Annotated in this window: 24 protein-coding genes and 1 riboswitch; of the genes, 15 read left to right on the forward strand and 9 right to left on the reverse strand. The window is 67.3% G+C overall.

The genetic code is table 11. From position 1 onward, the window contains the following. Window positions 1-62 precede the first annotated feature (62 nt). The gene (locus FDK12_RS06205; protein ID WP_104116179.1) at window positions 63-695 is read left to right on the forward strand and encodes a uracil-DNA glycosylase; all 633 of its coding nucleotides are present in this window, start codon (window positions 63-65) and stop codon (window positions 693-695) included. A 56-nt stretch (window positions 696-751) separates the two neighbouring features. On the opposite strand, the gene FDK12_RS06210 is transcribed toward FDK12_RS06205, so the two are convergent. From FDK12_RS06210 to FDK12_RS06220, 3 genes are read right to left on the reverse strand one after another with little or no spacing between them, the layout of a single operon-like run. Next, entirely contained in the window at window positions 752-964 is a 213-nt protein-coding gene (locus FDK12_RS06210; RefSeq protein WP_104116180.1) for a hypothetical protein, read from the reverse strand. A 46-nt stretch (window positions 965-1,010) separates the two neighbouring features. Further along, window positions 1,011-1,505 (reverse strand): MarR family winged helix-turn-helix transcriptional regulator, encoded by a 495-nt coding sequence (locus FDK12_RS06215; RefSeq protein WP_137368725.1) that lies wholly within the window; start codon window positions 1,503-1,505, stop codon window positions 1,011-1,013. A 49-nt stretch (window positions 1,506-1,554) separates the two neighbouring features. After that, on the reverse strand, window positions 1,555-2,184 hold the full coding sequence (locus FDK12_RS06220) for a hypothetical protein (protein WP_137368726.1): 630 nt from the start codon (window positions 2,182-2,184) through the stop codon (window positions 1,555-1,557). An 88-nt stretch (window positions 2,185-2,272) separates the two neighbouring features. Here FDK12_RS06220 and FDK12_RS06225 point away from each other — a divergent pair, with 88 nt between their 5' ends. The 3 genes from FDK12_RS06225 (at window position 2,273) to FDK12_RS06235 (ending at window position 5,317) form a co-directional block, all read left to right on the forward strand. Then, entirely contained in the window at window positions 2,273-3,340 is a 1,068-nt protein-coding gene (locus tag FDK12_RS06225; protein WP_104116183.1) for a spore photoproduct lyase family protein, read from the forward strand. Between the two features lie 67 nt (window positions 3,341-3,407). Continuing rightward, window positions 3,408-4,571 (forward strand): glycoside hydrolase family 26 protein, encoded by a 1,164-nt coding sequence (locus tag FDK12_RS06230; RefSeq protein ID WP_223263122.1) that lies wholly within the window; start codon window positions 3,408-3,410, stop codon window positions 4,569-4,571. Window positions 4,572-4,573: 2 nt separating this feature from the next. After that, the gene (locus FDK12_RS06235; RefSeq protein WP_223263142.1) at window positions 4,574-5,317 is read left to right on the forward strand and encodes a YqjF family protein; all 744 of its coding nucleotides are present in this window, start codon (window positions 4,574-4,576) and stop codon (window positions 5,315-5,317) included. A gap of 53 nt (window positions 5,318-5,370) precedes the next feature. On the opposite strand, the gene FDK12_RS06240 is transcribed toward FDK12_RS06235, so the two are convergent. Then, window positions 5,371-6,069, reverse strand: a complete 699-nt coding sequence (locus tag FDK12_RS06240) for an SDR family oxidoreductase (RefSeq protein ID WP_137368727.1) — start codon at window positions 6,067-6,069, stop codon at window positions 5,371-5,373. Between the two features lie 157 nt (window positions 6,070-6,226). Here FDK12_RS06240 and FDK12_RS06245 point away from each other — a divergent pair, with 157 nt between their 5' ends. Genes FDK12_RS06245 through FDK12_RS06255 form a run of 3 tightly spaced genes read left to right on the forward strand, consistent with a single transcriptional unit; the run spans window position 6,227 to window position 8,728 of the window. Next, window positions 6,227-6,673 (forward strand): YybH family protein, encoded by a 447-nt coding sequence (locus FDK12_RS06245; protein ID WP_137368728.1) that lies wholly within the window; start codon window positions 6,227-6,229, stop codon window positions 6,671-6,673. Next, window positions 6,670-8,085 carry a purine-cytosine permease family protein gene (locus FDK12_RS06250; protein WP_411266150.1) on the forward strand — a complete coding sequence of 472 codons (1,416 nt, stop codon included), beginning with the start codon at window positions 6,670-6,672 and terminating at the stop codon, window positions 8,083-8,085. Before FDK12_RS06245 ends, FDK12_RS06250 begins: the two co-directional genes overlap by 4 nt. After that, window positions 8,072-8,728 (forward strand): cyclase family protein, encoded by a 657-nt coding sequence (locus FDK12_RS06255; RefSeq protein ID WP_137368729.1) that lies wholly within the window; start codon window positions 8,072-8,074, stop codon window positions 8,726-8,728. Before FDK12_RS06250 ends, FDK12_RS06255 begins: the two co-directional genes overlap by 14 nt. Window positions 8,729-8,833: 105 nt before the next feature. Here FDK12_RS06255 and FDK12_RS06260 read toward each other — a convergent pair whose 3' ends face one another. Further along, complete coding sequence (locus tag FDK12_RS06260; RefSeq protein WP_137368730.1) at window positions 8,834-9,697, reverse strand: aldo/keto reductase; 864 nt, start codon at window positions 9,695-9,697, stop codon at window positions 8,834-8,836. A gap of 143 nt (window positions 9,698-9,840) precedes the next feature. On the opposite strand from FDK12_RS06260, the gene FDK12_RS06265 reads away from it, so the two are divergent. The 3 genes from FDK12_RS06265 to FDK12_RS06275 all read left to right on the forward strand — a co-directional run bounded on the left by FDK12_RS06265 (window position 9,841) and on the right by FDK12_RS06275 (window position 13,219). After that, window positions 9,841-10,500, forward strand: a complete 660-nt coding sequence (locus FDK12_RS06265; protein WP_137368731.1) for a histidine phosphatase family protein — start codon at window positions 9,841-9,843, stop codon at window positions 10,498-10,500. A gap of 100 nt (window positions 10,501-10,600) precedes the next feature. After that, the gene (locus tag FDK12_RS06270; RefSeq protein ID WP_137368732.1) at window positions 10,601-11,866 is read left to right on the forward strand and encodes an alpha-hydroxy acid oxidase; all 1,266 of its coding nucleotides are present in this window, start codon (window positions 10,601-10,603) and stop codon (window positions 11,864-11,866) included. 156 nt (window positions 11,867-12,022) lie between these two features. After that, window positions 12,023-13,219, forward strand: coding sequence for a TerC family protein (locus FDK12_RS06275; RefSeq protein ID WP_137368733.1), 1,197 nt, complete (start codon window positions 12,023-12,025; stop codon window positions 13,217-13,219). Here FDK12_RS06275 and FDK12_RS06280 read toward each other — a convergent pair. The 4 genes from FDK12_RS06280 to FDK12_RS06295 all read right to left on the reverse strand — a co-directional run bounded on the left by FDK12_RS06280 (window position 13,216) and on the right by FDK12_RS06295 (window position 16,290). After that, window positions 13,216-13,737: a hypothetical protein gene (locus tag FDK12_RS06280; protein ID WP_137368734.1), complete on the reverse strand. Its 522-nt coding sequence runs from the start codon at window positions 13,735-13,737 to the stop codon at window positions 13,216-13,218. The two genes, FDK12_RS06275 and FDK12_RS06280, sit on opposite strands and share 4 nt — an antisense overlap. A gap of 213 nt (window positions 13,738-13,950) precedes the next feature. Next, window positions 13,951-14,265 carry a DMT family transporter gene (locus tag FDK12_RS06285; RefSeq protein ID WP_137368735.1) on the reverse strand — a complete coding sequence of 105 codons (315 nt, stop codon included), beginning with the start codon at window positions 14,263-14,265 and terminating at the stop codon, window positions 13,951-13,953. A gap of 10 nt (window positions 14,266-14,275) precedes the next feature. Then, a riboswitch (guanidine-III (ykkC-III) riboswitch) is annotated at window positions 14,276-14,343 on the reverse strand. 48 nt (window positions 14,344-14,391) lie between these two features. Next, window positions 14,392-16,029, reverse strand: coding sequence for an ABC-F family ATP-binding cassette domain-containing protein (locus tag FDK12_RS06290; RefSeq protein ID WP_137368736.1), 1,638 nt, complete (start codon window positions 16,027-16,029; stop codon window positions 14,392-14,394). 39 nt (window positions 16,030-16,068) lie between these two features. Further along, a complete protein-coding gene (locus tag FDK12_RS06295) occupies window positions 16,069-16,290 on the reverse strand; it encodes a hypothetical protein (RefSeq protein WP_137368737.1) in 222 nt (73 codons plus the stop codon). Window positions 16,291-16,473: 183 nt separating this feature from the next. Here FDK12_RS06295 and FDK12_RS06300 point away from each other — a divergent pair, with 183 nt between their 5' ends. From FDK12_RS06300 to FDK12_RS06320, 5 genes are all read left to right on the forward strand, one after another. Continuing rightward, window positions 16,474-17,793 (forward strand): M20 family metallopeptidase, encoded by a 1,320-nt coding sequence (locus tag FDK12_RS06300; RefSeq protein WP_137368738.1) that lies wholly within the window; start codon window positions 16,474-16,476, stop codon window positions 17,791-17,793. A gap of 77 nt (window positions 17,794-17,870) precedes the next feature. Beyond that, window positions 17,871-19,442, forward strand: coding sequence for an AbgT family transporter (locus FDK12_RS06305; RefSeq protein WP_137368739.1), 1,572 nt, complete (start codon window positions 17,871-17,873; stop codon window positions 19,440-19,442). A gap of 112 nt (window positions 19,443-19,554) precedes the next feature. Then, entirely contained in the window at window positions 19,555-19,803 is a 249-nt protein-coding gene (locus tag FDK12_RS06310; RefSeq protein ID WP_137368740.1) for a hypothetical protein, read from the forward strand. A 96-nt stretch (window positions 19,804-19,899) separates the two neighbouring features. Then, window positions 19,900-20,847 carry a RimK family alpha-L-glutamate ligase gene (locus tag FDK12_RS06315; protein WP_137368741.1) on the forward strand — a complete coding sequence of 316 codons (948 nt, stop codon included), beginning with the start codon at window positions 19,900-19,902 and terminating at the stop codon, window positions 20,845-20,847. Between the two features lie 109 nt (window positions 20,848-20,956). Continuing rightward, entirely contained in the window at window positions 20,957-21,808 is an 852-nt protein-coding gene (locus tag FDK12_RS06320; RefSeq protein ID WP_137368742.1) for a phosphatidylinositol-specific phospholipase C/glycerophosphodiester phosphodiesterase family protein, read from the forward strand. Window positions 21,809-21,861: the final 53 nt, after the last annotated feature.

Consider the following 21,861-nt stretch of genomic DNA (forward strand, 5'->3'; position numbering starts at 1 on the left):
CCTGCGGACACGTTCGCGCCACCTCTGGCGCCGTCCGCGAGGAGGCGGAATTGGTACAGCGTATGTCAGACCCCACGTATCGGGCCCAGCAGTGGGAACAACGTTACGATCCGCAGATCGAGGATGTGAACCGGTTGTGCGACACGCTGGCCGAGTCCAAGCCAGGGTCGGCGGTTCCCTACATCGACCCGATCCATGACGTCGACGGTTGCAAGATCGTCAGTCTCTTCTCCAACCCGGGATCATCATTGCCTTCGGGTTTCGTCTCGTTCGAGAACGATGACCCCGCATCCATCCGGATGGCAGGCATCTACGAGGCCGTCGGTCTGCGCCCGGATGCCTTCATGCCCTGGAACGCGCACCCCTGGTACCTTCCGGAGGGCAAGGAGCGCGCACTGACCATGGATCAGATCACGGACGGCGTCAAACCGCTCCTGACGTTCCTCCAGCAGGTTCCCCGAGCGTCGGCGCTCGTTGCGCACGGCGCTGACGCGCACAAGGCTGCGCGCCGCCTGATGAAGCTGGAGAATCGCGCCATCGCGAAGCGTGGGTTCAAGATCTACGAGGTGCGGTCCCCCGGGGAACGGGCCTTCAAGGGCACCCCGGCCAACCAGGAGTTGTGGCTCAAGGACATTCAGTCGGCCTACGCCGACGCGATGGGCAGGGCCGGCATCCGCGCGCGCCAGTCCATCTAGCACTGCAGACGGGCCGGGCGACGGCGTCCTCCCGGACGCAGGCGGACCGCCGTGGGCTACTCGTCCCGCTTCGTGGTGAGGTACGTGGAGCCGTCCGGGTTCCGAACGACCCGCCACTGCTGGAGTTCCTCCTGGCGGGCGCGCTGGGCGTCATCGTCGCGATACACCACGGGGCCCGAGGTCGTACCGCGCGCCGCAGGCCCGAAGAACATCCGCAGCTTGCCGGTCGCGCTCATGAAACGTGCAGACATCGGCTCCTTCTTGCTCATCTGCCAGTTCCTTCCTCGTGGCTGATCGTGCTGGTGTGATCGCGTGTCACGTGGTGTTGCCGGTGCTTCCAGCGCTTCCGGTTCGGGGGGAGGGGGGCAGGTCGGTCCCGGTCGCGCGGATGATCGCGTGCATGGCTTCGTTGAGCGTCTCCACTTCTGCCCGGGTCAGGCCGAGCCGCTCCATCATCGTCTGCGGGACCGAGAGGGCCTTCGTCCGGAGTCCGCGCCCCGCCGTCGTCAGTTCCACGGCGAGTGCCCTCTCGTTTCCGGGCGCCCTGGTCCGGGTGAGCAGGTCCAGCGCCTCGAGCCTCTTGAGCATGGGGGAGAGGGTGGCGGACTCCATCGCGAGTGCCTGTCCAAGGCTCCGCACCGTCCTGGGGCTCTCCTCCCACAGTGCGAGCATCACCAGGTACTGCGGATGCGTCAGTCGCAGCTCCTCGAGAACCGGACGGTACGCACCGACCACGCTCCGGGCCGCTACGGAGAGTGCGAAGCAGAGCTGGCGCTCGAGCAGCAGATCCTCATCCGTCGTGGTGGACATGCTGTCTCCTGCACTGTCGACGATTGTTCACGTACTGATAGTTAGTGTACTACTGGTCGAGTCCGACGAGGGACCGCGGCACTGCGGGATCGTGCGGGTGCGGATGCGCGCGGTCCTCGTACCGAACGATCGTGCCGTCCACCGCGCGCTCGCCGATCAGCGTCAGACCACCGGGGCGCATCTCGTACGCGTACGTCTCCCCCGTGCCGAGGACGGGCAGCTGGCGCTGTAGCGGTTTGGGACTACCTGTTCCGGGTTCGGGCACGGGCCGGCAGAGGGACACCGTGCCGTCCTGGTAGGCCAGCCCGCCGACGACCGTGCTGCGGCTCGCCGGTTCGATGAATGCGAAGTAGCCGCTGGCACGGGCGGGCAGCACGGTCGGTCTGGAGGGGAGCCCGCCGGTCTGGTTCGCGAAGGAGACGGCCTCGCAGACGCTGAGTGCCCTGTCCTGTGCCTGCACGCCCCTTTCGGGCCGAGGCGGCCCCTCCCCACGGGAAGCGATGTTCGCAGAGAGGACCAGCAGCGCAGCGGCCAACCCGACGAGGTAGACGGTACGACGACGGCGCGGCAGGGCGGGTGGGGACGTCTCGGGCGCGTCGGAGCGGGTCGCGTCATGGTCCCCGAGGTCGACGATGCCGACTCGGTCAGGGGTGTCGCCGCCCGTGGGACCGTGAGCCATGCAACCAGCGTAGGCCTCCCCGGAGGGACCGGGAAGTGTCGGTGGCGAGCGATACCGTGGAGGCAAAGCCGACACGTCGAAGGGTCCAATGCTCCAGGCCAACAAGCTGCTCCAGGTCAGTCGTATCTATGTCGAGCCCGCGGCGGCAGAACTGCCCCGGGGCAAGGAGATTCTCGCGCGATGGCCCGAGGCCGACGTCGTGGAGGTGGCGAGTCACTGGCGTATCCCCGAGCTCAGCGGCGATGAGGCGAACGTGCGGCGCTGGGTCCGGATCAAGACCGAAGCGCTCGTCATCGGCATCAAGAAGACCCTCACGGCCAAGCCCAACGGCAGGTCAGCCGATTTCATCGCGCCCTCGACCGCCAACGGCTGCGCCATGGCCTGTGCCTATTGCTACGTGCCCCGCCACAAGGGCTACAGCAACCCGATCACGGTGTTCGCCAATATCGAGCAGATCAGCGGGTACCTCGAGCGGCACGTGGCCCGCCAGGGCATGAAGCTCGAGCCGAATCAATGCGACGACCACGCCTGGGTGTACGACATCGGCGAGAACAGCGACTGCTCGGTGGACGCCCTCGTCAGCGACAACGTGCGCGATCTCGTGGAGCTCTACCGGGATCTGCCCACGGCGAAGCTGTCCTTCGCCACGAAGTACGTCAATCGGGACATGCTGACCTGGGACCCGCAGGAGCGCACGCGTATCCGCTTCTCGCTCATGCCGGAGAAGCTGGCCCGTGTGGTCGATGTACGCACGGCGCCCGTCGCCGAACGGATAGCGGCGATCAACGACTTCGTGGACGCAGGCTACGAGGTGCACGTGAATTTCTCCCCCGTGATCGTGACGCCGGGATGGCAGGAGGACTGGCGCGAGCTCTTCGGGCAGCTCGACGCCGCTCTCTCACCGGCAGCGAAGCAGCAGCTCGCCGCCGAGGTCATCTTCCTCACGCACAACCAGCAACTGCACGAGGTCAACCTGGGCTGGCATCCGCAGGCGGAGGAGATCCTGTGGCGACCGGACCTCCAGGAGACCAAGCGCTCCCAGAACGGTTTCACGAATGTGCGGTACATGGCCTATGACAAGCGCGGCTACCTCGACGAATTCCTCCGGCTCGCGAAGACCGGTCTGCCCTACTGCCGCATCCGCTATGCGTTCTGATCCGGGCCTGGGACGGCTCCTTCGTGGCCGGCCGTCGACCGGGCGCTCGAACCGGTAGGTTGGTCAGGTGGTCTCACATCTCGCACGCGTACTCACCGCGTTGCTCCTCCTCGTGCTGTGTGCGTGCAACATCAACCCGGCCGCCGTGGCGTGCGAGGACATCGATGGGCAGAACCTCGCCCCGGACGACGGAACCCTGATGGGCGTGAACCTTGAATGGGGCAGGGAGACGCTCGCGGAGTACTCGGAGAAGCTCGGCGAGCGGCCCGCGGTGGCGGTCACCTTCGCGGACTTCCCCTTCGAGGAGGGCGAACCCGACCTCATCGCGTCGGCAGCCGAGCAGGTGCGTCAGCAGGGCGGAATGCTCCTGCTGACACTCGAGCCCCAGCAGGGCCTCGCGGCCGTGACCGATGAACGGGCCGATGAGCTCGCAGCGATGCTCGCGCACTTCAATACCAACGGTGTCCCTGTCATCGTCCGCTTCGCGCACGAGATGAACGGTTCCTGGTACCCCTGGGGGCAGCGACCCGACGAGTACATCGCTGCATTCCGACGCGTCGCCGACGCCGTGCACCGGACCGCTCCGGGGTCGGCGATGATGTGGGCGCCGAACTATGCGGGCGGGTATCCCTTCTCGGGTGGATCCTACGAATCCCTGCCCGGAACCTCCGGGTTCCCGGAACTCGACACGGACGCCGACGGCACCCTGACCCCCTTCGACGATCCCTATGCCCCCTACTACCCCGGCGACGACGCCGTGGACTGGGTGGGCATGTCCCTCTACCACTGGGGCAGCACCTACCCCTGGGGGGAGAGCGAGATGCCGGAGGAAGGCAAGTTCATCGATCAGCTGACCGGGACGTACAACGGGAAGAACGGCGACGATTCGATGCTGCCGGACTTCTATGCGGAGTACGGCGTGGGCCACGACAAGCCCGTCGCCATCCCGGAGACCGCGGCGCTCGTCGTCGAGGGTATCGGTGACCTTCGGGATCTCAACATCAAGCGTGCCTGGTGGGGGCAGGTCTTCGACCCGGCGGTGCACGAGCGGTTGCCCCAGCTGCGGATGGTGAACTGGTTCGAGTGGAACAAGGTGGAGCCCGAGGTGGGTGCCGCCGTGGACTGGACGGTGCTGGAGAATCCCGAGACCCGGTCCGAGTTCACGGAGACCCTTCCGGAGTGGTACCGCTTCGCGGAGGAGCCCGACGACTGCGGGGAGCCGCTGGCGTGACCATGCATCGCGAGCAGGACCCGGACCGGCACCTCGCGCCGACTCTGCCGCGGCCCGTCATCATGGATCAGTTCTGGGCGGACGCCGTGTTCCTGCACTGGCGGATCGGTGCGGAAGCCGTCGCGCGCTACATGCCCGCCGGCGTCGTCCCCGACGTGGTGGACGGTTCCTCCTGGGTCGGGTTGATCGGGTTCCGTATGGTCGGCGCCGGTCTGGGCCGGGGGTTCCCCGTGCCGTACTTCGGGAGTTTCAGCGAGATCAACGTCCGGCTGTATTCACGTGGCCCCGACGGCACGCGAGGGGTGGTGTTCGTGACCCTCGATGCCTCGCGCCTGGCCGTGGTGCTCGCGGCACGTGCTGGTGGGATCCCCTACGTGTGGTCGAAGTGCTCGCCTCTGACGCGCGGCGCCGAAGCCGAGCGGGAGTACGGGTACGACGTCGTCCGGTACCGCAGGCAGGCCACGTCCCGCTTCCTGGTCCTGCCGGAGATGGACCGGACCGCCGACGACGCGCTGTCGCTCGAGCTCACCGCCCGCTTCGGCCTGCACAGCACCCTCGCCGGCCGAACGCTCTACATCCCGAACACCCACAGCTCCTGGCCGCTCCACCCTGCGGTCCTCACGGAGCTCGACGACGGGTTGCTGGGTGCCGCCGGGCTCCGCGTCGAGGGGCCACCGGAGTCGGTGCTGTTCTCACCGGGCGTGCAGACGCAGTTCGGGAAACCCAGCGTGGTGCGCCCCGGCTGACCGCCTCGCCGTGCTGACGCCACCCGCTCCTGCGTCCTACCGTGCCATCCTGATCACGCGAGGGTCATGCCCGAGGGCCGGATGCTGAGGGACTCCACGGTCGCATCCCTCGTCGCGTCGACGGCGAGGCGCACAGCCCTCGCCACCTGCTCCGGCTGGATCCACGCCTCGGGTCGGTAGTCCTTGCCCTCCCACGCATGCAGTTCCTCCTGCATGTCGGTTGCGACCCGGCCGGGGTGGATCGAGCTGACCCTGACTCCGTGCGGCCGTTCCTCCTCGCGCAACGCGTCGGTGAAGGCGCGCAGCGCGAACTTGGTGCCGCTGTACACGGCCGAGCCCGCACCGGAACTGTAGCCCGAGCCGCTGTTGATCGCGATGACCTGGCCGCCTGCCGAGCGGAGTGCGGGTAGGAGCGCCCGGGTCAGGGATGCGACGGCGAACACGTTGACCTCGAAGCTCTCGCGCCAGGCGTCGTCGGACAGTTCCGCGACCGAGCCCATCCGCAGGACACCCGCCGAATGAATCAGGACGTCGAGCCGGGGTATGCCGGCGACGGCAGCGGCGACCTGCGCGGCGTCGCGCAGTTCCGCGGCGAAGGGTTCCGCCGAACGGAACGACGACGACAGTTCCGCGAGCGCATGCAGATCGCGACCGCCGAGCAGCAGGTGGTGCGTCGGAGCAAGGTTCTCGGCGATGGCGCGGCCGATGCCGCGGGAAGCTCCGGTGACGAGGGCGACAGGTGTGGTGGACACCCTCTCACCCTAGCAACGCGGCATGCCGGAGCCACGTCGCACGGGCACCTGCGGACGCAAGGAGCTGCTGCCGCCCGTTGACATTGCGGTCCGCGTCACACAAGATCGCTAGACAACATTTGTTCACTGGGGGGCAACTCGATTGAGAGAGGGCACTGTGCCTGTAGACGACCCACCCGTTGCACACCTCACGGAGGCTGAGGTTCTCGCGGCTGCGAATTCGCTCGTCGCTGCCTTCCGCGCCACGGACACCCGCGCCTATTTCGACTCCTTCGCCGAGGACGCCACCTTCGTGTTCCACACCGAGCAACGCCGGCTCGCGAGCAGAGCGGAATACGAGGAGTTGTGGGGCGCATGGCTCGCCGACGGATGGCGCGTCGAGGAGTGCGTCAGCAGCAGCCCTCTGGTCCAGTTGCTGGGCGCGACGGCGGTGTTCACGCATGACGTCCGTACGACGACCACGATCGCGGGCACCACCGAGACCACCCGCGAGCGGGAGACGATCGTGTTCCACCGATCGGGTACCCCGAACAGATCCATCCTCGCCGTCCACGAGCACCTGAGCCCCATCCCCGCCAGCGCCACGGAAGAAAGCACGCCATGATGAACACCGGATCCACCTCCGCATTCCGGCGCCTGTCGGACCACCTCGACAAGAACTCCGACGGCTACGGACCGCTCCGGGGTACGCTCGGCACCGCCCGCATGGGCATGATCTGGCTGGCAGCAAACCTGGTGGTGACCACGCTGCTGACCGGCACGCTCTTCGTCCCCGGTCTGGACGTCGGCGTCGCGGTCGGCATGATCGTCCTCGGAACACTGATCGGCGGGTCCGTCCTGGTGCTCGTCGGAAACATGGGGGCGCGAACGGGCCTGCCCACGATGTCCCTGACCAAGGCGTCCTTCGGGCTCCGCGGCTCCTTCCTGCCGGTGGTCGCGAACGTGCTGATCCTGATGGGCTGGAGCTGGGTGCAGGCGATGCTCGCAGGAGTCACCGTGAATTTCCTGGTCGAGCAGGCTACCGGGTTCTCGAGCCCGGTCCTGTTCTCCGTGCTGTGCCAGCTGCTCGTGGTCTGCCTCGCGATCTTCGGCCACGCAGGTATCGCACGCGTGGAGCCCTGGCTCGCGCTCGTGATCCTCGCGTTCATGGCCTATATCTTCACTGCGGCCTTCCTCGCCTTCAGCCCTGCTGAGTTCGCGTCGATCCCACAGGATGTCGCAGCCGGCTGGACCCCCGTCGCGGCCCTCGACGTCGTGATCGCGACCGCTGTCTCGTGGACCGTCCTGTCCGCGGAGTTCAACCGGCTCGCGCGGACGCAGTCCGCCGGCATGATCGGCTCCGGCATCGGGTACACACTGTCGACCGTGCTCTCGATGACCCTCGGCGCCGTAGCCATCGGGTACGTGGTGCTCGACGGCGGTGAACCCGTGCCGTTCGATCCCACCGTGATCGTCGCCTCCTTCGGCGCGCCGCTCGCCGTCGTGATCTTCCTGTCCGTCATGGCCACCAACACCATGGTGGTGTACGGCATGGTCGCGTCCGTGGTGAACATGGCGCCGTCCCGCCGGGTCACGTTCCTGCCGACGGCGATCGTCCTCGGCGTCATCTCGATCCTCGGGTCCACGTGGCTGGCGCTCCTGAACCAGTTCACCGCCTTCCTCGTGGTGATCGGGGCGTTGTTCATCCCGGTCTTCGCCATCATGATCGTCGACTACTACGTGGTGCGGGCGCGCCACTACGGCCGGGACATCCTCCGGGCCGACGGAGGCGAGTACTGGTACAGCGGTGGGGTCAATATCGCTGCAGTACTTGTGTGGCTCATCGGGGCCGCCGCCTCCCTGCTCCTGACCTACGTGGTGCCGAGCAGGATCGGGGCGACCATCCCCACGTTCGTGCTCTCGGCCCTGCTGTATCTGGCCTGGGCGGTAGCTGCCGGACGCATCGACCGGACGAACCGCGCACACGCCCACCTCCTGGACCTTCCTGAGACCGACCGGGCGCATGCGGGTCGTTGACCTCTCCCAGCCGATCCACACCGGGATGCAGGTCTACCCGGGCGATCCCGACGTCACCCTGACAACCGTGGCGACGGTGACCGAGGACGGCTACCAGGTCGCGTCCCTCCATGCCGGATCCCACACGGGGACGCATCTCGACGCGCCGCTCCACTCGATTCCGGGCGGCGGGTCGGTGGACGACATCGATCTCGCCCGATTGGTCGGGCCGGCGCGGATCGTCCGGTGTACCGGTCTGGCGCCGAACGAGGTGGTGACGTGGCCCTCGGTCGCCGATCAGCTGGGGAATCTCGACGGACTCACCATGGTGATGTTCCGGACGGGGTGGTCCGAGTACTTCGGGGAGGACCGTTACCTCGAGCACCCCGTCCTGGCACCCGAGGTGGCACATCGACTCCTGGCGGCCGGAATCGATGTCGTCGGGGTCGACACCCTCAATCCGGATCCGACTCTCGACAACGAAGGGCGATTGCCCTTCCATGCCGCGTTCCTCGACGCGGGCGGAGTGATCATCGAGAATCTCACGAACCTGGTCGAGGTCACCTGGGACCGGCCGGTGGTGTCCGTGCTCCCTCTGGCACTCGCAGGCGCGGACGGTGCTCCTGTCCGCGCGGTCGCGCTCGATGCGGATGGTCGCCTCTAGGCGACCGTCCGGTCGCGGCGTCCGAGGGCCCGAGCACGGACGGACGTCCGCGCTCCGGGAAGGAGTGCGTACGTCCGTCGCAGGTGATGCGGCGCCGGCAGGGCGCTATTCGGTGCGCGAGAGCGTCTCGACCTCGTCCGCCGAGAGCACGAGCTCCGAGGCCCGGGCCGAGTCCTGGATGCTCTCCGGCCGTGATGCCCCGGGGATCGGGATGACCGTCGGCGCGAGGGCCAGTTCCCACGCCAGGCACACCTGCTGGGGGCTGACTCCGTGCTTGTCGGCGATCTCCTGGAACGGCGTGAACTGCTCGCCGAGGCCGCCTGCTTTCTTGATGCCGCCGAGCGGGCTCCATGGCAGGAAGGCGATGTTGTTCTCCCCGCAGTACCTGAGTTCGTCCTCGCTGGAACGGAAGGCGGGGGAGAACTGGTTCTGCACGGACACCAGCTTGCCGCCGAGGATCTCGTTGGCCTTCATGATCTGGTGCACGGTGGCATTGGAGATGCCCGCCATACGGATGACGCCCTCGTCGAGCAGCTCCTTCAGCGCACCGATCGAGTCCTCGTACGGAACCTCGGGGTCCGGCCGGTGGTACTGGTACAGGTCGATAACGTCGCCGCCGAGTCGCTTGAGGGACGCCTTCGCCGCTTCCTTCAGGTATTCCGGACGGCCGTTCTGCGTCCACGAGCCGTCACCGGGGCGCAGGTGCCCGCCCTTGGTCGCCACGAGGACGCCGGAGCTGTCGGAGCCGTAGCTCGCGAGGGCCTTCGCGATGAGGGATTCGTTGTGGCCTACCTCGTCCGCGTCGCGGTGGTACGCGTCCGCAGTGTCTATCAGGGTGACGCCGGCATCGAGCGCGGCGTGGATCGTGCGAACGGAACGGTCCTCGTCGGGACGTCCCTCGATGGACATGGGCATTCCGCCCAGGCCGAGGGCGCTGACCGGGGTACCGCCGAGCGAGCGTTGCTGCATTGTCGTTCTCCTTTGGATAGACGTGCCGCTGACATAGTAAGCATGCTGTGGACCTGCACGCGAGCGGACCGCGACGCGATCTGGAGCGAAAAACCTCGCCGTTGCGCGACACCCGGGCGGCCTGGGCACCGTAGGGTCGGTCCATGAGGTTGCTGCTGATCCGCCATGGCCAGACGCCGAACAATGCCACGCGTTCGCTGGATACGGCGTTCCCTGGTGCCGGTCTGAGCCGCCTCGGAGAACAGCAGGCCGAAGCAGTGCCGGTGGCACTGAAGGACCAGCACATCATCGCCGTCTACGCCTCGCCCCTCATCCGTACGCAGCTGACCGCACGTCCGCTGGCATCGTCGCTCGGCCTGGACATCAGTATCGTCCCGGGCCTGGAAGAGGTGGGCGCAGGCGCGCTGGAGATGCTCAACGACGCCGAGTCGGTCGCAGCGTACGCGGAGTGCGTGATCGGGTGGATGGAGGGCGACCTCGACAGGCGCATGCCCGGAGGTGCGACCGGGCGGGAGTTCCTCGATCGCTACGACCGCGCTGTCGAGCAGATTGCGGGCAACCACGGCCCGGGCGATCGTGTGGCCGTGTTCTCACACGGTGCGGCCATCAGGACGTACACGGCCGTCTCGACGGGGATGAATCCGACCGCCGTGCGGAAGGTAACCATCCAGAACACCGGGATGAGCGTCCTGGCGAGGGATGAGCGGTCCCGGTGGACGCTGGAAGGGTGGCATTCCGAGCCGCTGGGTGGACCGGGACTCTCGTCCGTCCTGCAGAATGACGGCACGGGAGTGGCGCCGTGAGCGCGCGACCGGGGCTGCGGATGTAGCCTGTGGGGAATTCTTGTGAAACGATTCAAGCTGTGCAGTGCCGCACCCATCGTGAGATTGAAAGGACGTTTCAGTGACCAAGCGCCAACTTCCCGTTCCGGCGGAGATGCTCGAGCTGATGCAGTTCAAGAAGTTCGAGTTCAATGGCAAGAAACGTCGGCTGGACTCGGCGCTCACGATCGCGGACCTGCGGACGATCGCCAAGCGCCGGACCCCCAAGGCTGCCTTCGACTACACGGACGGCGCAGCGGAAGGAGAACTGTCCCTGACGCGCGCCCGCCAGGCGTTCGAGGACATCGAGTTCCATCCGTCGATCCTCCGGCCGGCCGAGCACGTCGACACATCGGTCGAGATCCTGGGTGGGCCCAGTGCCCTTCCCTTCGGCATCGCTCCGACCGGGTTCACCCGGCTCATGCAGACCGAGGGTGAGACGGCCGGCGCATCCGCGGCCGCTGCCGCGGGCATCCCGTTCACTCTGTCCACCCTCGGCACGACCTCGATCGAGGGCGTGAAAGCTGCGAATCCGACCGGGAGGAACTGGTTCCAGCTCTACGTGATGCGGCAGCGGGAGATCTCCTACGAACTCGTCAAGCGTGCCGGCGAGGCCCGGTTCGACACCCTCATGTTCACCGTCGACACCCCCGTAGCCGGCGCCCGGCTCCGGGACAAGCGCAACGGTTTCTCCATCCCGCCGCAGCTGTCGGTCGGCACGATCCTCAATGCCGTCCCGCGGCCCTGGTGGTGGGTCGACTTCCTCACCACACCGAAGCTGGAGTTCGCGTCCCTGACCGACACCGGCGGAACCGTCGGTGACCTGCTGAACGCGGCGATGGACCCGACGATCAGCTATGACGATCTCGCCGTCATCCGCGACCTGTGGCCCGGCAAGATCGTGATCAAGGGGGTTCAGAACGTCGAGGACTCCGTTCGTCTCGTCGACATGGGCGTCGACGGCATCATCCTGTCCAACCATGGCGGCCGTCAGCTCGACCGCGCGCCCATTCCTTTCCACCTCCTGCCGCAGGTCGTCCGCGAGGTCGGCTCGGACGCGACGATCATGGTCGATACGGGGATCATGAACGGCGCGGACATCGTCGCCTGCATGGCCCTCGGCGCGAAGTTCACCCTCATCGGCCGCGCCTACCTCTACGGGCTCATGGCCGGCGGACGCGAAGGCGTCGACAAGACCATCGCCATCCTGCGCGACGAGATCGAGCGCACCATGCGCCTGCTTGGTGTCTCCCACCTCGGTGAGCTCGAGCCCAGGCACGTCACGCAACTCACCCGCCTCGTGCCGGTGGCCCATGCACAGGACGGAGTCGCCGCCCACGCAGGATGATGGGAACGAGCCCCGAACCACCGGGTGAATCTGCCGGGATGCAGCACGGGAACCATTGCGGTGGAGAGCGGGTTGCCCGAGTGTAGAAGGGGCAGACAACCGAATACCTGAGGACAACGGCACTGCGTCAGCGAGACCCTTGAGGAGACCTGCAGCATGGAAGTACCGCTTTTCGTCTGGATCGCCACCGTGGTCGGCATCGTCGGACTGCTGGTGTTCGACTTCTTCTTCCATGTCCGCAAGGCGCACACGCCCAGCCTCCGCGAGTCCGCCGTCTGGTCCTCGATCTACGTCGGCATCGCGCTGCTGTTCGGCGTCGGAGTGCTGGTCGCCGGAGGGCCCACCATGGGCACCGAGTACTTCGCCGGCTACATCACCGAGAAGGCGCTCTCGGTCGACAACCTCTTCGTGTTCCTCATCATCATGTCCAGTTTCAGGGTGCCGCGTGCGGACCAGCAGAAAGTGCTCCTGTTCGGCATCGTCTTCTCGCTCATCGCGCGCACGGGGTTCATCTTCCTCGGCGCCGCGCTGATCAACAGCTTCGCCTGGGTGTTCTACATCTTCGGCCTGATCCTCCTCATCACCGCCGGGAACCTGCTCAAGCCCGGTGGTCATGACGATGACAGCGAGAGCCTTGTCATCCGCCTGGCGAAGCGTTTCCTTCCGGCATCGGAGCACTACGACGGCGACAAGCTCTTCACCGTCGAGAACGGCAAGCGGGTCCTCACCCCCATGCTGCTCGTCATGGTGGCCATCGGCGCCACGGACATCCTGTTCGCCCTCGACTCGATCCCGGCCATCTTCGGCCTGACCCAGAACACGTTCATCGTGTTCACCGCGACGGCGTTCTCGCTCATGGGCCTGCGTCAGCTGTTCTTCCTGATCGACGGGCTGCTGGACCGTCTGATCTACCTCTCCTACGGCCTGGCGGTGATCCTCGGCTTCATCGGCGTGAAGCTGATCCTGCACGCCCTGCACGAGAACAACCTGCCCTTCATCAACGACGGCGAACACGTGAAAGTGGTCGAGATCAGCACCGGGCTTTCGCTGACCGTCATCCTCGGTGTGCTCATCGTGACCGTCCTGGCCTCGGTCCTGAGTCCGAAGGGCAAGGCGAAGAATGCCATCTCCGGGGCCAAGCGCCACGCCGCGGAATACCTGGACCTGAACTACGAGACCGACATCACGGAGCGCGAGAAGATCTTCGCGAAGCTGTGCGCCGAGGAGGCGGACCTCAGGACGCTCCCCGAGAAGTACAAGCGGCTGATCCGCAACGAGACGGAGTTCATGGAGATGATCCGGAAAGCGCACGCCGAGCACGACCAGGCACTCGAGCGGGAGCCCGGGCGCTAGCGCTGGTGACGCTCGCCCGAGACGATGCGCCCGATGATCCCGCTGTCGAGAATTTCACCCAGGAGCTCCGCGTGAGCTCCCGGAGGGAGCGGTACGCCGGGTCGGCCTGCCAGGGCGCGGACGTCCACTCCGGAGAGGAAGCGTGAGCCGAACGTCCCCGCCCCGTGGGGTTCGAGGAGGTCTTCGGTCGGGATCCGGACCGGCCGGGCCCTGTCGAAACCCTCCTGGCCGTTGCCGGCTTCGTGGTCCGTGCCGAACGATCCGGCCAGTTCCTCTGTCCAGGAGTAGGGCGCACGGCAGAACAGCGCGTCCTCGGAGGTGCACAGGTCATCGATGAGTTCGTTGACTGCCTGTGAGACGAGGTCGGCGTCCTCGGGGTCGAGCCTGTAGAGGCCGCACAGGTAGGCATCGAGTTCGAAATAGTCGGTGAGGCCGCCCATGTTGCAGTAGTGCATCCATGTCTCGTAGGCCGTAAGTCCGGCGAATTCCATCGCCGTCCGGGTCTCGTCGTACTGCATTGCGCCCAACTCCTCGTCGCGGCCCCCAACTGGGCCTCCCTCGATACTCGCGAACGCACCTCAACTGAACGGCTCGTGCACGCTCAGTTTTGGCGCAAGGTCGGCGCGCATCCTCAAGGAGGAGCGAGGGGCGAGGGGCGAGGGGCGGTCGGAGCGGGGATCACTCCGGCCCGAGGCCACGGGAGTGAGGCCCGCGGGAGCAGGAAGCTGCGGTCAGTGAACGACCTTGAGCCCTATGACGCCGCCCACGATCATGAGCAGGAACAGTATCTTGAGCAGGGACGCAGGCTCGGTGCCGGTCGCCATCGCGTAGATCACCGTCAGCGACGCGCCGATCCCCACCCAGACGGCGTAGGCCGTTCCGGTGGGCAATGTTCGCATGGCGTACGCGAGGCCTGCCATGCTGGCGATGATCGCAACGGCGAACACCAGGGTCGGCGCCACCTTGCTGAAACCCTCGGACTTGCCGAGCGCTGTCGCCCAGACAGCTTCCAGGACTCCCGAGACAACGAGGACTATCCAGGCCATGACTCACTCCCGTGGGCCGTCTTGTCGCACACCGGGTACGGCACCCCTCGTCCGGGAGACGGATGAATCCGCCTCGCATCCATGGTTGCACAGGCGGCGGACCGCCCTGCCCGGTACACCCTTCTCCTAGTCGACGACTACCGTTCCGCCGTCCACCTGCCAGCGCGCGTCGAGGCGGACGTTCTGGAGCAGCCTGCGATCATGCGTGACGAGCAGCAGCGCGCCTGAGTAGGACTCGAGGGCATCCTCGAGTTGCTCGATCGCGGGAAGGTCCAGGTGGTTGGTCGGCTCGTCGAGCACGAGGAGGTTCACGCCACGCGCCTGGAGGAGCGCGAGCCCCGCCCTGGTCCGCTCGCCGGGGGACAGTGCACCGACTGCGGCACGCACCTGGTCGGCCTTCAACCCGAACTTGGCGAGCAGCGTACGCACCTCCCCCTGCGTCATCTCCGGCACGAGGGCCTCGAAGGCGGCACCGAGCGGACTGGCGTCGTCCAGTTGACCACGCGCCTGGTCGATCTCGCCGACCGCTACGCTCGATCCGATGGCTGCGGCGCCGTCGTCCGGTTGCTGGTGACCCAGCAGGAGGCGCAGGAGCGTCGACTTGCCGGCCCCGTTGGGGCCGGTGATCCCGATGCGCTCGCCCGCGTTGACCTGCAGCGAGACCGGCCCGAGGGTGAAGCTGCCCTGGGTGACCGATGCGTTGTTCAGGGTAGCGACGACGGAACTGGATCGCGGTGCCGACCCGATGGTGAACTGGAGCTGCCATTCCTTGCGCGGTTCCTCCACCTCGTCCAGCCGCGCGATGCGGGACTCCATCTGGCGCACCTTCTGGGCCTGTTTCTCCGATGACTCCATGCTCGCCCTGCGCCGGATCTTGTCGTTGTCCGGGCTCTTCTTCATCGCGTTGCGCACGCCCTGGGAGCTCCACTCGCGTTGGGTCCGGGCCCGCCCCACGAGATCCTGCTTCTTCTCCGCGTACTCCTCGTAAGCCTCGCGCGCATGCCGGCGCGCGACGGCGCGTTCTTCCAGGTACGCGTCGTAGCCGCCGTCGTACACGGCCACCTTGTTCTGGGCGAGGTCCAGTTCGACGACGGTGGTCACGCACCGCGCGAGGAACTCCCGATCATGGGATACGAGGACGACGCCGCCGCGCAGGTTCTGTATGAACGATTCGAGGCGCTCGAGCCCGGCGAGGTCGAGGTCGTTGGTCGGTTCGTCCAGGAGCACGACGTCGAACCGGCTCAACAGCAGTGCGGCGAGCGCGACCCGCGCGAGTTGTCCGCCCGAGAGGGCAGTCGTCGGGGTCGCCGGATCGATCGCGCCCGCGACGTCGGCCAGTACTGCCGGCATGCGGTCCTCGAGGTCGACCGCGCCGGACGCCATCCAGTGGTCGAGGGCCGCAGCGTAGGCGTCATCGGCCCCCTTGGTTCCGCTGCCGAGTGCGGCGGCAGCGGCCTCCATCGCTTCCGTCGCCGCCGCCGTGCCCGTGCGCCGCCCGATGTAGGTCGAAACCGTCTCACCGTCGACGCGCTCGTGCTCCTGCGGCAACCAGCCCACGAAGGCGTCGGCGGGTGTCGTGCGCACGGTGCCGGACAGCGGGGTGTCTGCTCCTGCGAGCAGGCGCAGGAGGGTGGTCTTCCCCGCGCCGTTGGCTCCTACCACCCCGACGACGTCGCCGGGCGCGACGGTGAGATCGACCTTCGAGAAGAGGGTGCGGTGGGCGTGGCCCCCGGACAGGTCCTTCGCCACGAGGGTTGCAGTCATTCCACCAGTCTAGAAGGGGCCCGGCTCCGCCGGTCCGGCTCAGGCGCTGATCTGCCAGATGCTGTATTCGTCGAGGTGCAGGATGGCCCGGTGCCCGGCCATATCGTCACGGATCCAGACGACGCCGAGCCCGGGAGCGGTGTCCTCGACGCAGCCGCGGTAGTGCACCTCGTTCTTGCGCCGTGCTTCCACGACTGTTCCGGCGCTGAGGGTGCCGAGATCGAGCACACGGGCGGTGCTGGGGACTGCGATGGTGGTCATGGGGTGCTCCTGAATCTTCACGGTCCGTCCCGGTGCGGGTGAGGGGCGGCTGTCTCCATGATTCAGAAGCGGTATTGCCGGGGTATTTCCGGCAGGTTATCTTTCCGGGACCCGAGGCGCAGTGTTACCCAGCATGTACGTGGGGGACTGCCCAGCCTGCTGATCGTTGCCTAAGCTACTCGAATGAGCCAACCCACCGAGCCGGACCGGGCGTATCTCCAGTCGATCGATGCGCGGACGAGAAGGCTCCTGGCCGAGTCCGTTCCGGATCCTTCGCCGTTCGACGGCGCGCCGACCTCCGTGTCGGAGGAGGTGGAACTGGGCATCGAGGCCGTCGCGGAGCAACTGCGGCACGTGGTTCGGCAGTTGCACGCCCACCCGGAGACGGCATTCCAGGAGCACCGCAGCGCAATGCTCCTGCGCCAGGAGATCGCGCGCCACGGCATCGACGCGCGGCTCGGTGGGTACGGCGTCGAGACGTCAGTCCGCGCGGAGGTGGGCAGTGGGGACCGGGGTCCGACCATCGCGATCCTCGCAGAGTACGACGCCCTGCCCGGGATCGGCCACGCCTGCGGCCACAACGTCATCGCCGCAGCAGCCCTCGGCGCGTTCCTGGCCCTCGCCGGGGTGGCTGACCGTCTGCCCGGTCGTGTCGTCCTTCTCGGTACGCCCGCCGAAGAAGGACACTCCGGCAAGGAGGTCATGGCCCGCCACGGGGCTTTCGACGACGTCGACTCCGCCATCATGGTGCACCCCTACGGCTACGACCTCGCCGATCAGGTCTGGCTCGGTCGGCGGTTGCTGACCATCACGTTCACCGGCGTGGAGGCACACGCCTCGGCGCAACCCTTCATGGGCCGTAACGCGCTCGATGCCGCAAATCTCGCCTACCAGGGCATCGGCCTGCTGCGCCAGCAGTTACCGCCGTCGGACCGGGTGCACACGAACATCACGGAGGGTGGGCAGAGCCCGAATATCATCCCGGGCCGCGCGGTCCTGAAGCTCTACGCGCGCTCGCAGCAGCCCGCCACCCTCAAGGACCTCAGCAGGCGCCTCGAGGACGTGGCCCGGGGGGCGGCCCTGATGACGGGAACGGGCGTGGAGCTGCAGTGGGACGAGCATCCGCCGTCGCTCCCTATCCGCACGAACAATGCGTTGACCGGTCGCTGGGTAGCCGCCCAGCAACGGCGCGGACGCTCCCCGCTTCCGCTCGGCGTCGTCTCCGAGACCCTCGCCGCGTCCACAGACTTCGGGAACGTCAGTTACCGCGTTCCGGGGATCCACCCGCTCATCCGCATCGCCGAACCCTCGACGGCGCTGCACACGCGCGGTTTCGCGGAGGCAGCAGCCAGCGTGGCAGCGGAGCAGGGCGCGCTGGACGGCGCCGTCGGGCTGGCCCTGACTGCGCTCGATTACCTGTTCGACGCGTCCCTGCGCGCCGCGGTGCACGCGGAGTTCGAGGAGCAGGGCGGCGCCATCGACGTGCCGTCCTACTTCGACTGATCCGGCGGTCGCCACCGGTTGTTCCGACCGGGCGCAGCGCCCGCACCACTGACAGCACCGACAGCCAAGGAGAAAGCATGTCATCCACCGCAGCGACCCGACCGGGACTGACCGACCGGTTCCTGACGGGCGTGGAAAGGGTCGGCAACAAGCTGCCCGATCCGTTCATGCTCTTCCTGATCCTCTTCGGCATCACGGCCGTGGTCACCACGGGGATGGCGCTCGCCGGGGTGACGGTGCAGGTGCCGGGAGCGGAGGAGGTGACGGTCATCAAGGGCCTGTTCACCGGGGAGGGCATGACCTGGCTGACCGCCAACATCGGCGCGAACTATCTCGGGTTCCCGCCCCTTGCCACAGTGCTGCCGATCCTGCTCGCGGTCGGAGTGGCGGAGAAGTCGGGTCTGCTCGGTGCCCTCATCCGGCGCGTGTTCGGATCCGCCCCGCGCTGGGCACTGCCGTACGCCGTCGGTTTCGTGGGTGTCGTCGGATCGGTGATGTCCGACTCCGCCTTCGTCATCATCCCGCCGCTCGCGGCCCTGGTATTCAAGGCTGCCGGACGCCACCCGGTCGCCGGACTGCTCGGCGGCTTCGCGGCAGCCGGAGCCGGCTATTCGACGAATCTCCTCGTCACGAGTCTCGATGCCCTGTTCGCCGGGATCACGACGGCGGTCACGGAGAACCTGCCCAACGCCGGCGCCCCTGTCACTCCGCTGTCCAACTACTACTTCAACATCGCGTCCTCGGTGGTGCTGATCCTGATCGCCGGATTCATCATCGATCGGGTGCTCGAACCCCGCCTCGCCCGGCAGAACGTCCCGGTCGACGAGATCGTTGAGGACGGCGAGCACGCGGCCGCGCCCGTGGTGCTGAAGGCCGAGCTCGAGCCCCAGGAGGCGAGAGGGCTGAAGTGGTCGATGATCGTCGGCGCGGTCGTCGCGTTGGTGATCCTCGTCGCGGTGATCGTGCCGGATTCGCCGTGGCGGAACGAGACCGGTGGCTTCCTGCCGCGCTCGCCGCTGCTGAGCTCGATCGTGTTCATCGTGTTCCTGCTCTTCACCATTCCCGGGCTGGTGTACGGGCGGATCGTCGGGACCATCACCACCGGCCGCGATGTCCCCCGTGTCATGGGTGAGGCGATCAAGGACATGGCGGGATTCCTCGTGCTCGCATTCATCCTCGGACAGTTCATCGCCCTCTTCAACTGGTCCGGGATCGGGTCGTGGATCGCCGTGGCAGGGGCGTCGGGGCTCAGCGCCATCGGGCTGACGGGATATCCGGCCGTCATCGCCTTCATCCTCCTGGCATCGGTGCTGAACCTGTTCATCATCTCAGGCTCTTCGATGTGGACCCTCATGGCGTCGGTCTTCGTGCCGTTGTTCGCGCTCCTCGGCTACGAGCCGGCCTTCATCCAGGGCGCCTTCCGGGTGGGGGACTCCGCCACGCAGGTCATCACGCCGCTGAACCCGTACATGATCGTGTTGCTGACGATGCTGCGGAAGTACGAGCCGGAGGCGGGCCTCGGCACGCTGATGGCCCGCATGCTGCCGTTCGTGGTGCCCTTCTGGCTGGCCTGGGTCGCGATCCTGACGGTGTTCTTCTACCTCGACCTGCCGATGGGCCCGGGCAACGACATCTTCATTAAGGACTGACCGGCACGGGGGAGGGGCCGGCAGAGCGTCGGATGTCCCGGACGCAGGGGCGCAGGGCCATGAGAAGTGGGATCCTGTAGGTCGAAGGCCAGGTCCGACAGGAGGAGGGGCAGTGGAGGACGACGCGCACGACGATCAGGGCATCCCGCGGCACCTTCCGGCGGAAGCTGCAGGGCGCCGATGGTTGCTGAAGCTTGTCCTTGTGGTCGCGATCGCCGTTTTCGCCCTGTCGATGGCCTTCGTCCTCGTGTACGGCACGAGCCTGCCCTGGCTGCCGGCCCTGCTCATCAGCGGAGCGCTCGCGGCCGCTCAGGTCTACGCGCTGCGGCGCACTCTGTTCCGGGGTGACGGGAGAACCTGACGGATGGACAGCTGATCGCGGAGATGCGGACGGAATAGGTGCCCGGGTACACGGGTTATCCCAGAAGCCCCTGCACCCTGACGGAAGGATCCATCCGTGACGACGGTCTACGCCCTGCACGAGAACCCCGAGTGGTTCCCTCCGTTCGCCCGTGCCTTCGAGGCGGAAGGCGTGGAGGTGGTCGAGTGGCTGCTCACGGACGGCGTACTGGACCTCGATTCGGTCCCGCCGGAAGGCGTCTTCTGGTCACGCATCAGCGCCTCGGCCCACACGCGGGACCACGGACTCTCCAAGGACTACGCACGATCGGTGCTGTCCTGGCTCGAGGCCCATGGACGCCGTACCGTCAACGGACGCCGCGTCCTCGAGCTCGAGATGAGCAAGGTGGACCAGCTCACCGCCCTGCGTGCGGCGGGTATCGAGACCCCGCGCACCGTTGCCGCCGTCGGGCGGAACCGCATCCTCGAAGCGGCCCAGGGCTTCGACGTGCCGCTCATCCTGAAGCACAACCAGGGCGGGAAAGGTCTCGGCGTGCGCAAGTTCGACTCGCACCAGGAGCTCGCGGAGTACGTGGCGTCGAGTGAGTTCGAGGAGCCGGCGGACGGCATCACGCTCGTGCAGGAATTCATCCAGGCCGCGGAGCCCTTCATCACCCGGGCGGAGATCGTGGGCGGGCGCTTCGTCTATGCCATCAAGGCCGACACCGCGCGTGGGGGCTTCCAGCTGTGCCCCGCGGACGCCTGCGCGATCGACCCGGAGACGGGGAGGCCGATCATGCCGCCGGGCGCCACCATCGCGCCGGAGCCCGACCAGCAGCTCTTCAGCCTCCGCGAGGGATTCGACCACCCCGTCATCGCCCGGTTCGAGGAGTTCGCCCGGCGCAACGACCTGGAGGTCTGCGGCATCGAGTTCATCGAGACGGCGGACGGCAGGGTGCTGACCTACGACGTCAATACCAACACCAACTACAACGCCGCCGTCGAGGCCGTGGCCCCGACGTCCGCCCCCCGGGAGCTGGTCCGGTACCTGAAGACCCTCGGCTGACACGGCGGGACCGGCGGTGCTGTTCATCGGAGGGTCAACCGCCGTCGGTCTGCTGATCACCTCCGCTTCCTAGCGTGGGTGCGTCCACGCACCCGAAGGAAGGTGAGCCATGACCCTCGCACGTCCCCTCGCCGTCCTGCTCGCGGGCTCGGCACTCGCGCTCTCAGCGGCGCTGCCGGCAGCCGCCGCTCCCGCACGGGACGACGTCGTCCTCGGCGAGCCGCACGCGGCGGCCCACGCGCACAACGACTACGAGCACGACCGCTCGCTGTACGACGCCCTCGAGCACGGCTTCACGAGTGTCGAGGCCGACGTGTGGCTCGTGGACGGCGAGCTCCTGGTGGCCCACGACCTCGAGGACGTGGTGCCGGGGGTGACGCTCGAGAGTCTCTACCTCGATCCGCTCGACGATCTTGTCCGTGGCCGGGGAGGCAGCGTCTACCCGGGGTGGAACGGCGAGTTCCAGCTCCTCGTGGATATCAAGGGTGACGCCGAGCAGACCTGGTCCGCCATCGAGAGCGAGCTGGGCGAGCACCGCCCCATGCTCAGCCGCTTCAGCAATGGCAAGGTCAAGCAGGGCGCCGTGAGCGTGGTCATCAGTGGAAACCGCCCCCTCGCCACCATGGCGGCCGACCAGCAGCGGCTCAGCTTCTACGACGGCCGTGCCACCGATCTCGGTTCCCCGCTCCCGTCGAGCCTCATGCCCCTGATCAGCAACAACTGGACCCAGCTCTTCTCCTGGCAGGGCGTCGGGGAGATGCCGGCGGGGGAGCGTGCGAAGCTGCGGGCCTATGTCGGCGCGGCGCATGAGCAGGGCGCCCGCGTCCGTTTCTGGGCTACGCCGGACCTTCCTGGGGCGGCCCGCGACGCCGTCTGGGCCGAACTGGCCGACGCCGGGGTGGACCACATCAACACGGACGACCTGCCGGCGCTCGAGGCATTTCTCTCCGCGCGCGGCTGACAGCTACGCGGTAGCGTGCTGGTACAGGCCGGCCCGTGTGGCGGGCTCGAGTT

It is taken from the genome of Arthrobacter sp. NamB2 (genome assembly GCF_005281365.1).
Classification (GTDB): Bacteria; Actinomycetota; Actinomycetes; order Actinomycetales; family Micrococcaceae; genus Arthrobacter_D.

Excerpts from the sequence above, each read along its gene's own strand:
- FDK12_RS06205 (WP_104116179.1), top strand. The coding sequence starts at position 63 with ATGTCAGACCCCACGTATCGGGCCCAGCAGTGGGAACAACGTTACGAT.
- FDK12_RS06210 (WP_104116180.1), bottom strand. The coding sequence starts at position 964 with ATGAGCAAGAAGGAGCCGATGTCTGCACGTTTCATGAGCGCGACCGGC.
- FDK12_RS06215 (WP_137368725.1), bottom strand. The coding sequence starts at position 1,505 with ATGTCCACCACGACGGATGAGGATCTGCTGCTCGAGCGCCAGCTCTGC.
- FDK12_RS06220 (WP_137368726.1), bottom strand. The coding sequence starts at position 2,184 with ATGGCTCACGGTCCCACGGGCGGCGACACCCCTGACCGAGTCGGCATC.
- FDK12_RS06225 (WP_104116183.1), top strand. The coding sequence starts at position 2,273 with ATGCTCCAGGCCAACAAGCTGCTCCAGGTCAGTCGTATCTATGTCGAG.
- FDK12_RS06235 (WP_223263142.1), top strand. The coding sequence starts at position 4,574 with ATGCATCGCGAGCAGGACCCGGACCGGCACCTCGCGCCGACTCTGCCG.
- FDK12_RS06250 (WP_411266150.1), top strand. The coding sequence starts at position 6,670 with ATGATGAACACCGGATCCACCTCCGCATTCCGGCGCCTGTCGGACCAC.
- FDK12_RS06255 (WP_137368729.1), top strand. The coding sequence starts at position 8,072 with ATGCGGGTCGTTGACCTCTCCCAGCCGATCCACACCGGGATGCAGGTC.
- FDK12_RS06260 (WP_137368730.1), bottom strand. The coding sequence starts at position 9,697 with ATGCAGCAACGCTCGCTCGGCGGTACCCCGGTCAGCGCCCTCGGCCTG.
- FDK12_RS06265 (WP_137368731.1), top strand. The coding sequence starts at position 9,841 with ATGAGGTTGCTGCTGATCCGCCATGGCCAGACGCCGAACAATGCCACG.
- FDK12_RS06275 (WP_137368733.1), top strand. The coding sequence starts at position 12,023 with ATGGAAGTACCGCTTTTCGTCTGGATCGCCACCGTGGTCGGCATCGTC.
- FDK12_RS06280 (WP_137368734.1), bottom strand. The coding sequence starts at position 13,737 with ATGCAGTACGACGAGACCCGGACGGCGATGGAATTCGCCGGACTTACG.
- FDK12_RS06285 (WP_137368735.1), bottom strand. The coding sequence starts at position 14,265 with ATGGCCTGGATAGTCCTCGTTGTCTCGGGAGTCCTGGAAGCTGTCTGG.
- FDK12_RS06290 (WP_137368736.1), bottom strand. The coding sequence starts at position 16,029 with ATGACTGCAACCCTCGTGGCGAAGGACCTGTCCGGGGGCCACGCCCAC.
- FDK12_RS06295 (WP_137368737.1), bottom strand. The coding sequence starts at position 16,290 with ATGACCACCATCGCAGTCCCCAGCACCGCCCGTGTGCTCGATCTCGGC.
- FDK12_RS06300 (WP_137368738.1), top strand. The coding sequence starts at position 16,474 with ATGAGCCAACCCACCGAGCCGGACCGGGCGTATCTCCAGTCGATCGAT.
- FDK12_RS06305 (WP_137368739.1), top strand. The coding sequence starts at position 17,871 with ATGTCATCCACCGCAGCGACCCGACCGGGACTGACCGACCGGTTCCTG.
- FDK12_RS06320 (WP_137368742.1), top strand. The coding sequence starts at position 20,957 with ATGACCCTCGCACGTCCCCTCGCCGTCCTGCTCGCGGGCTCGGCACTC.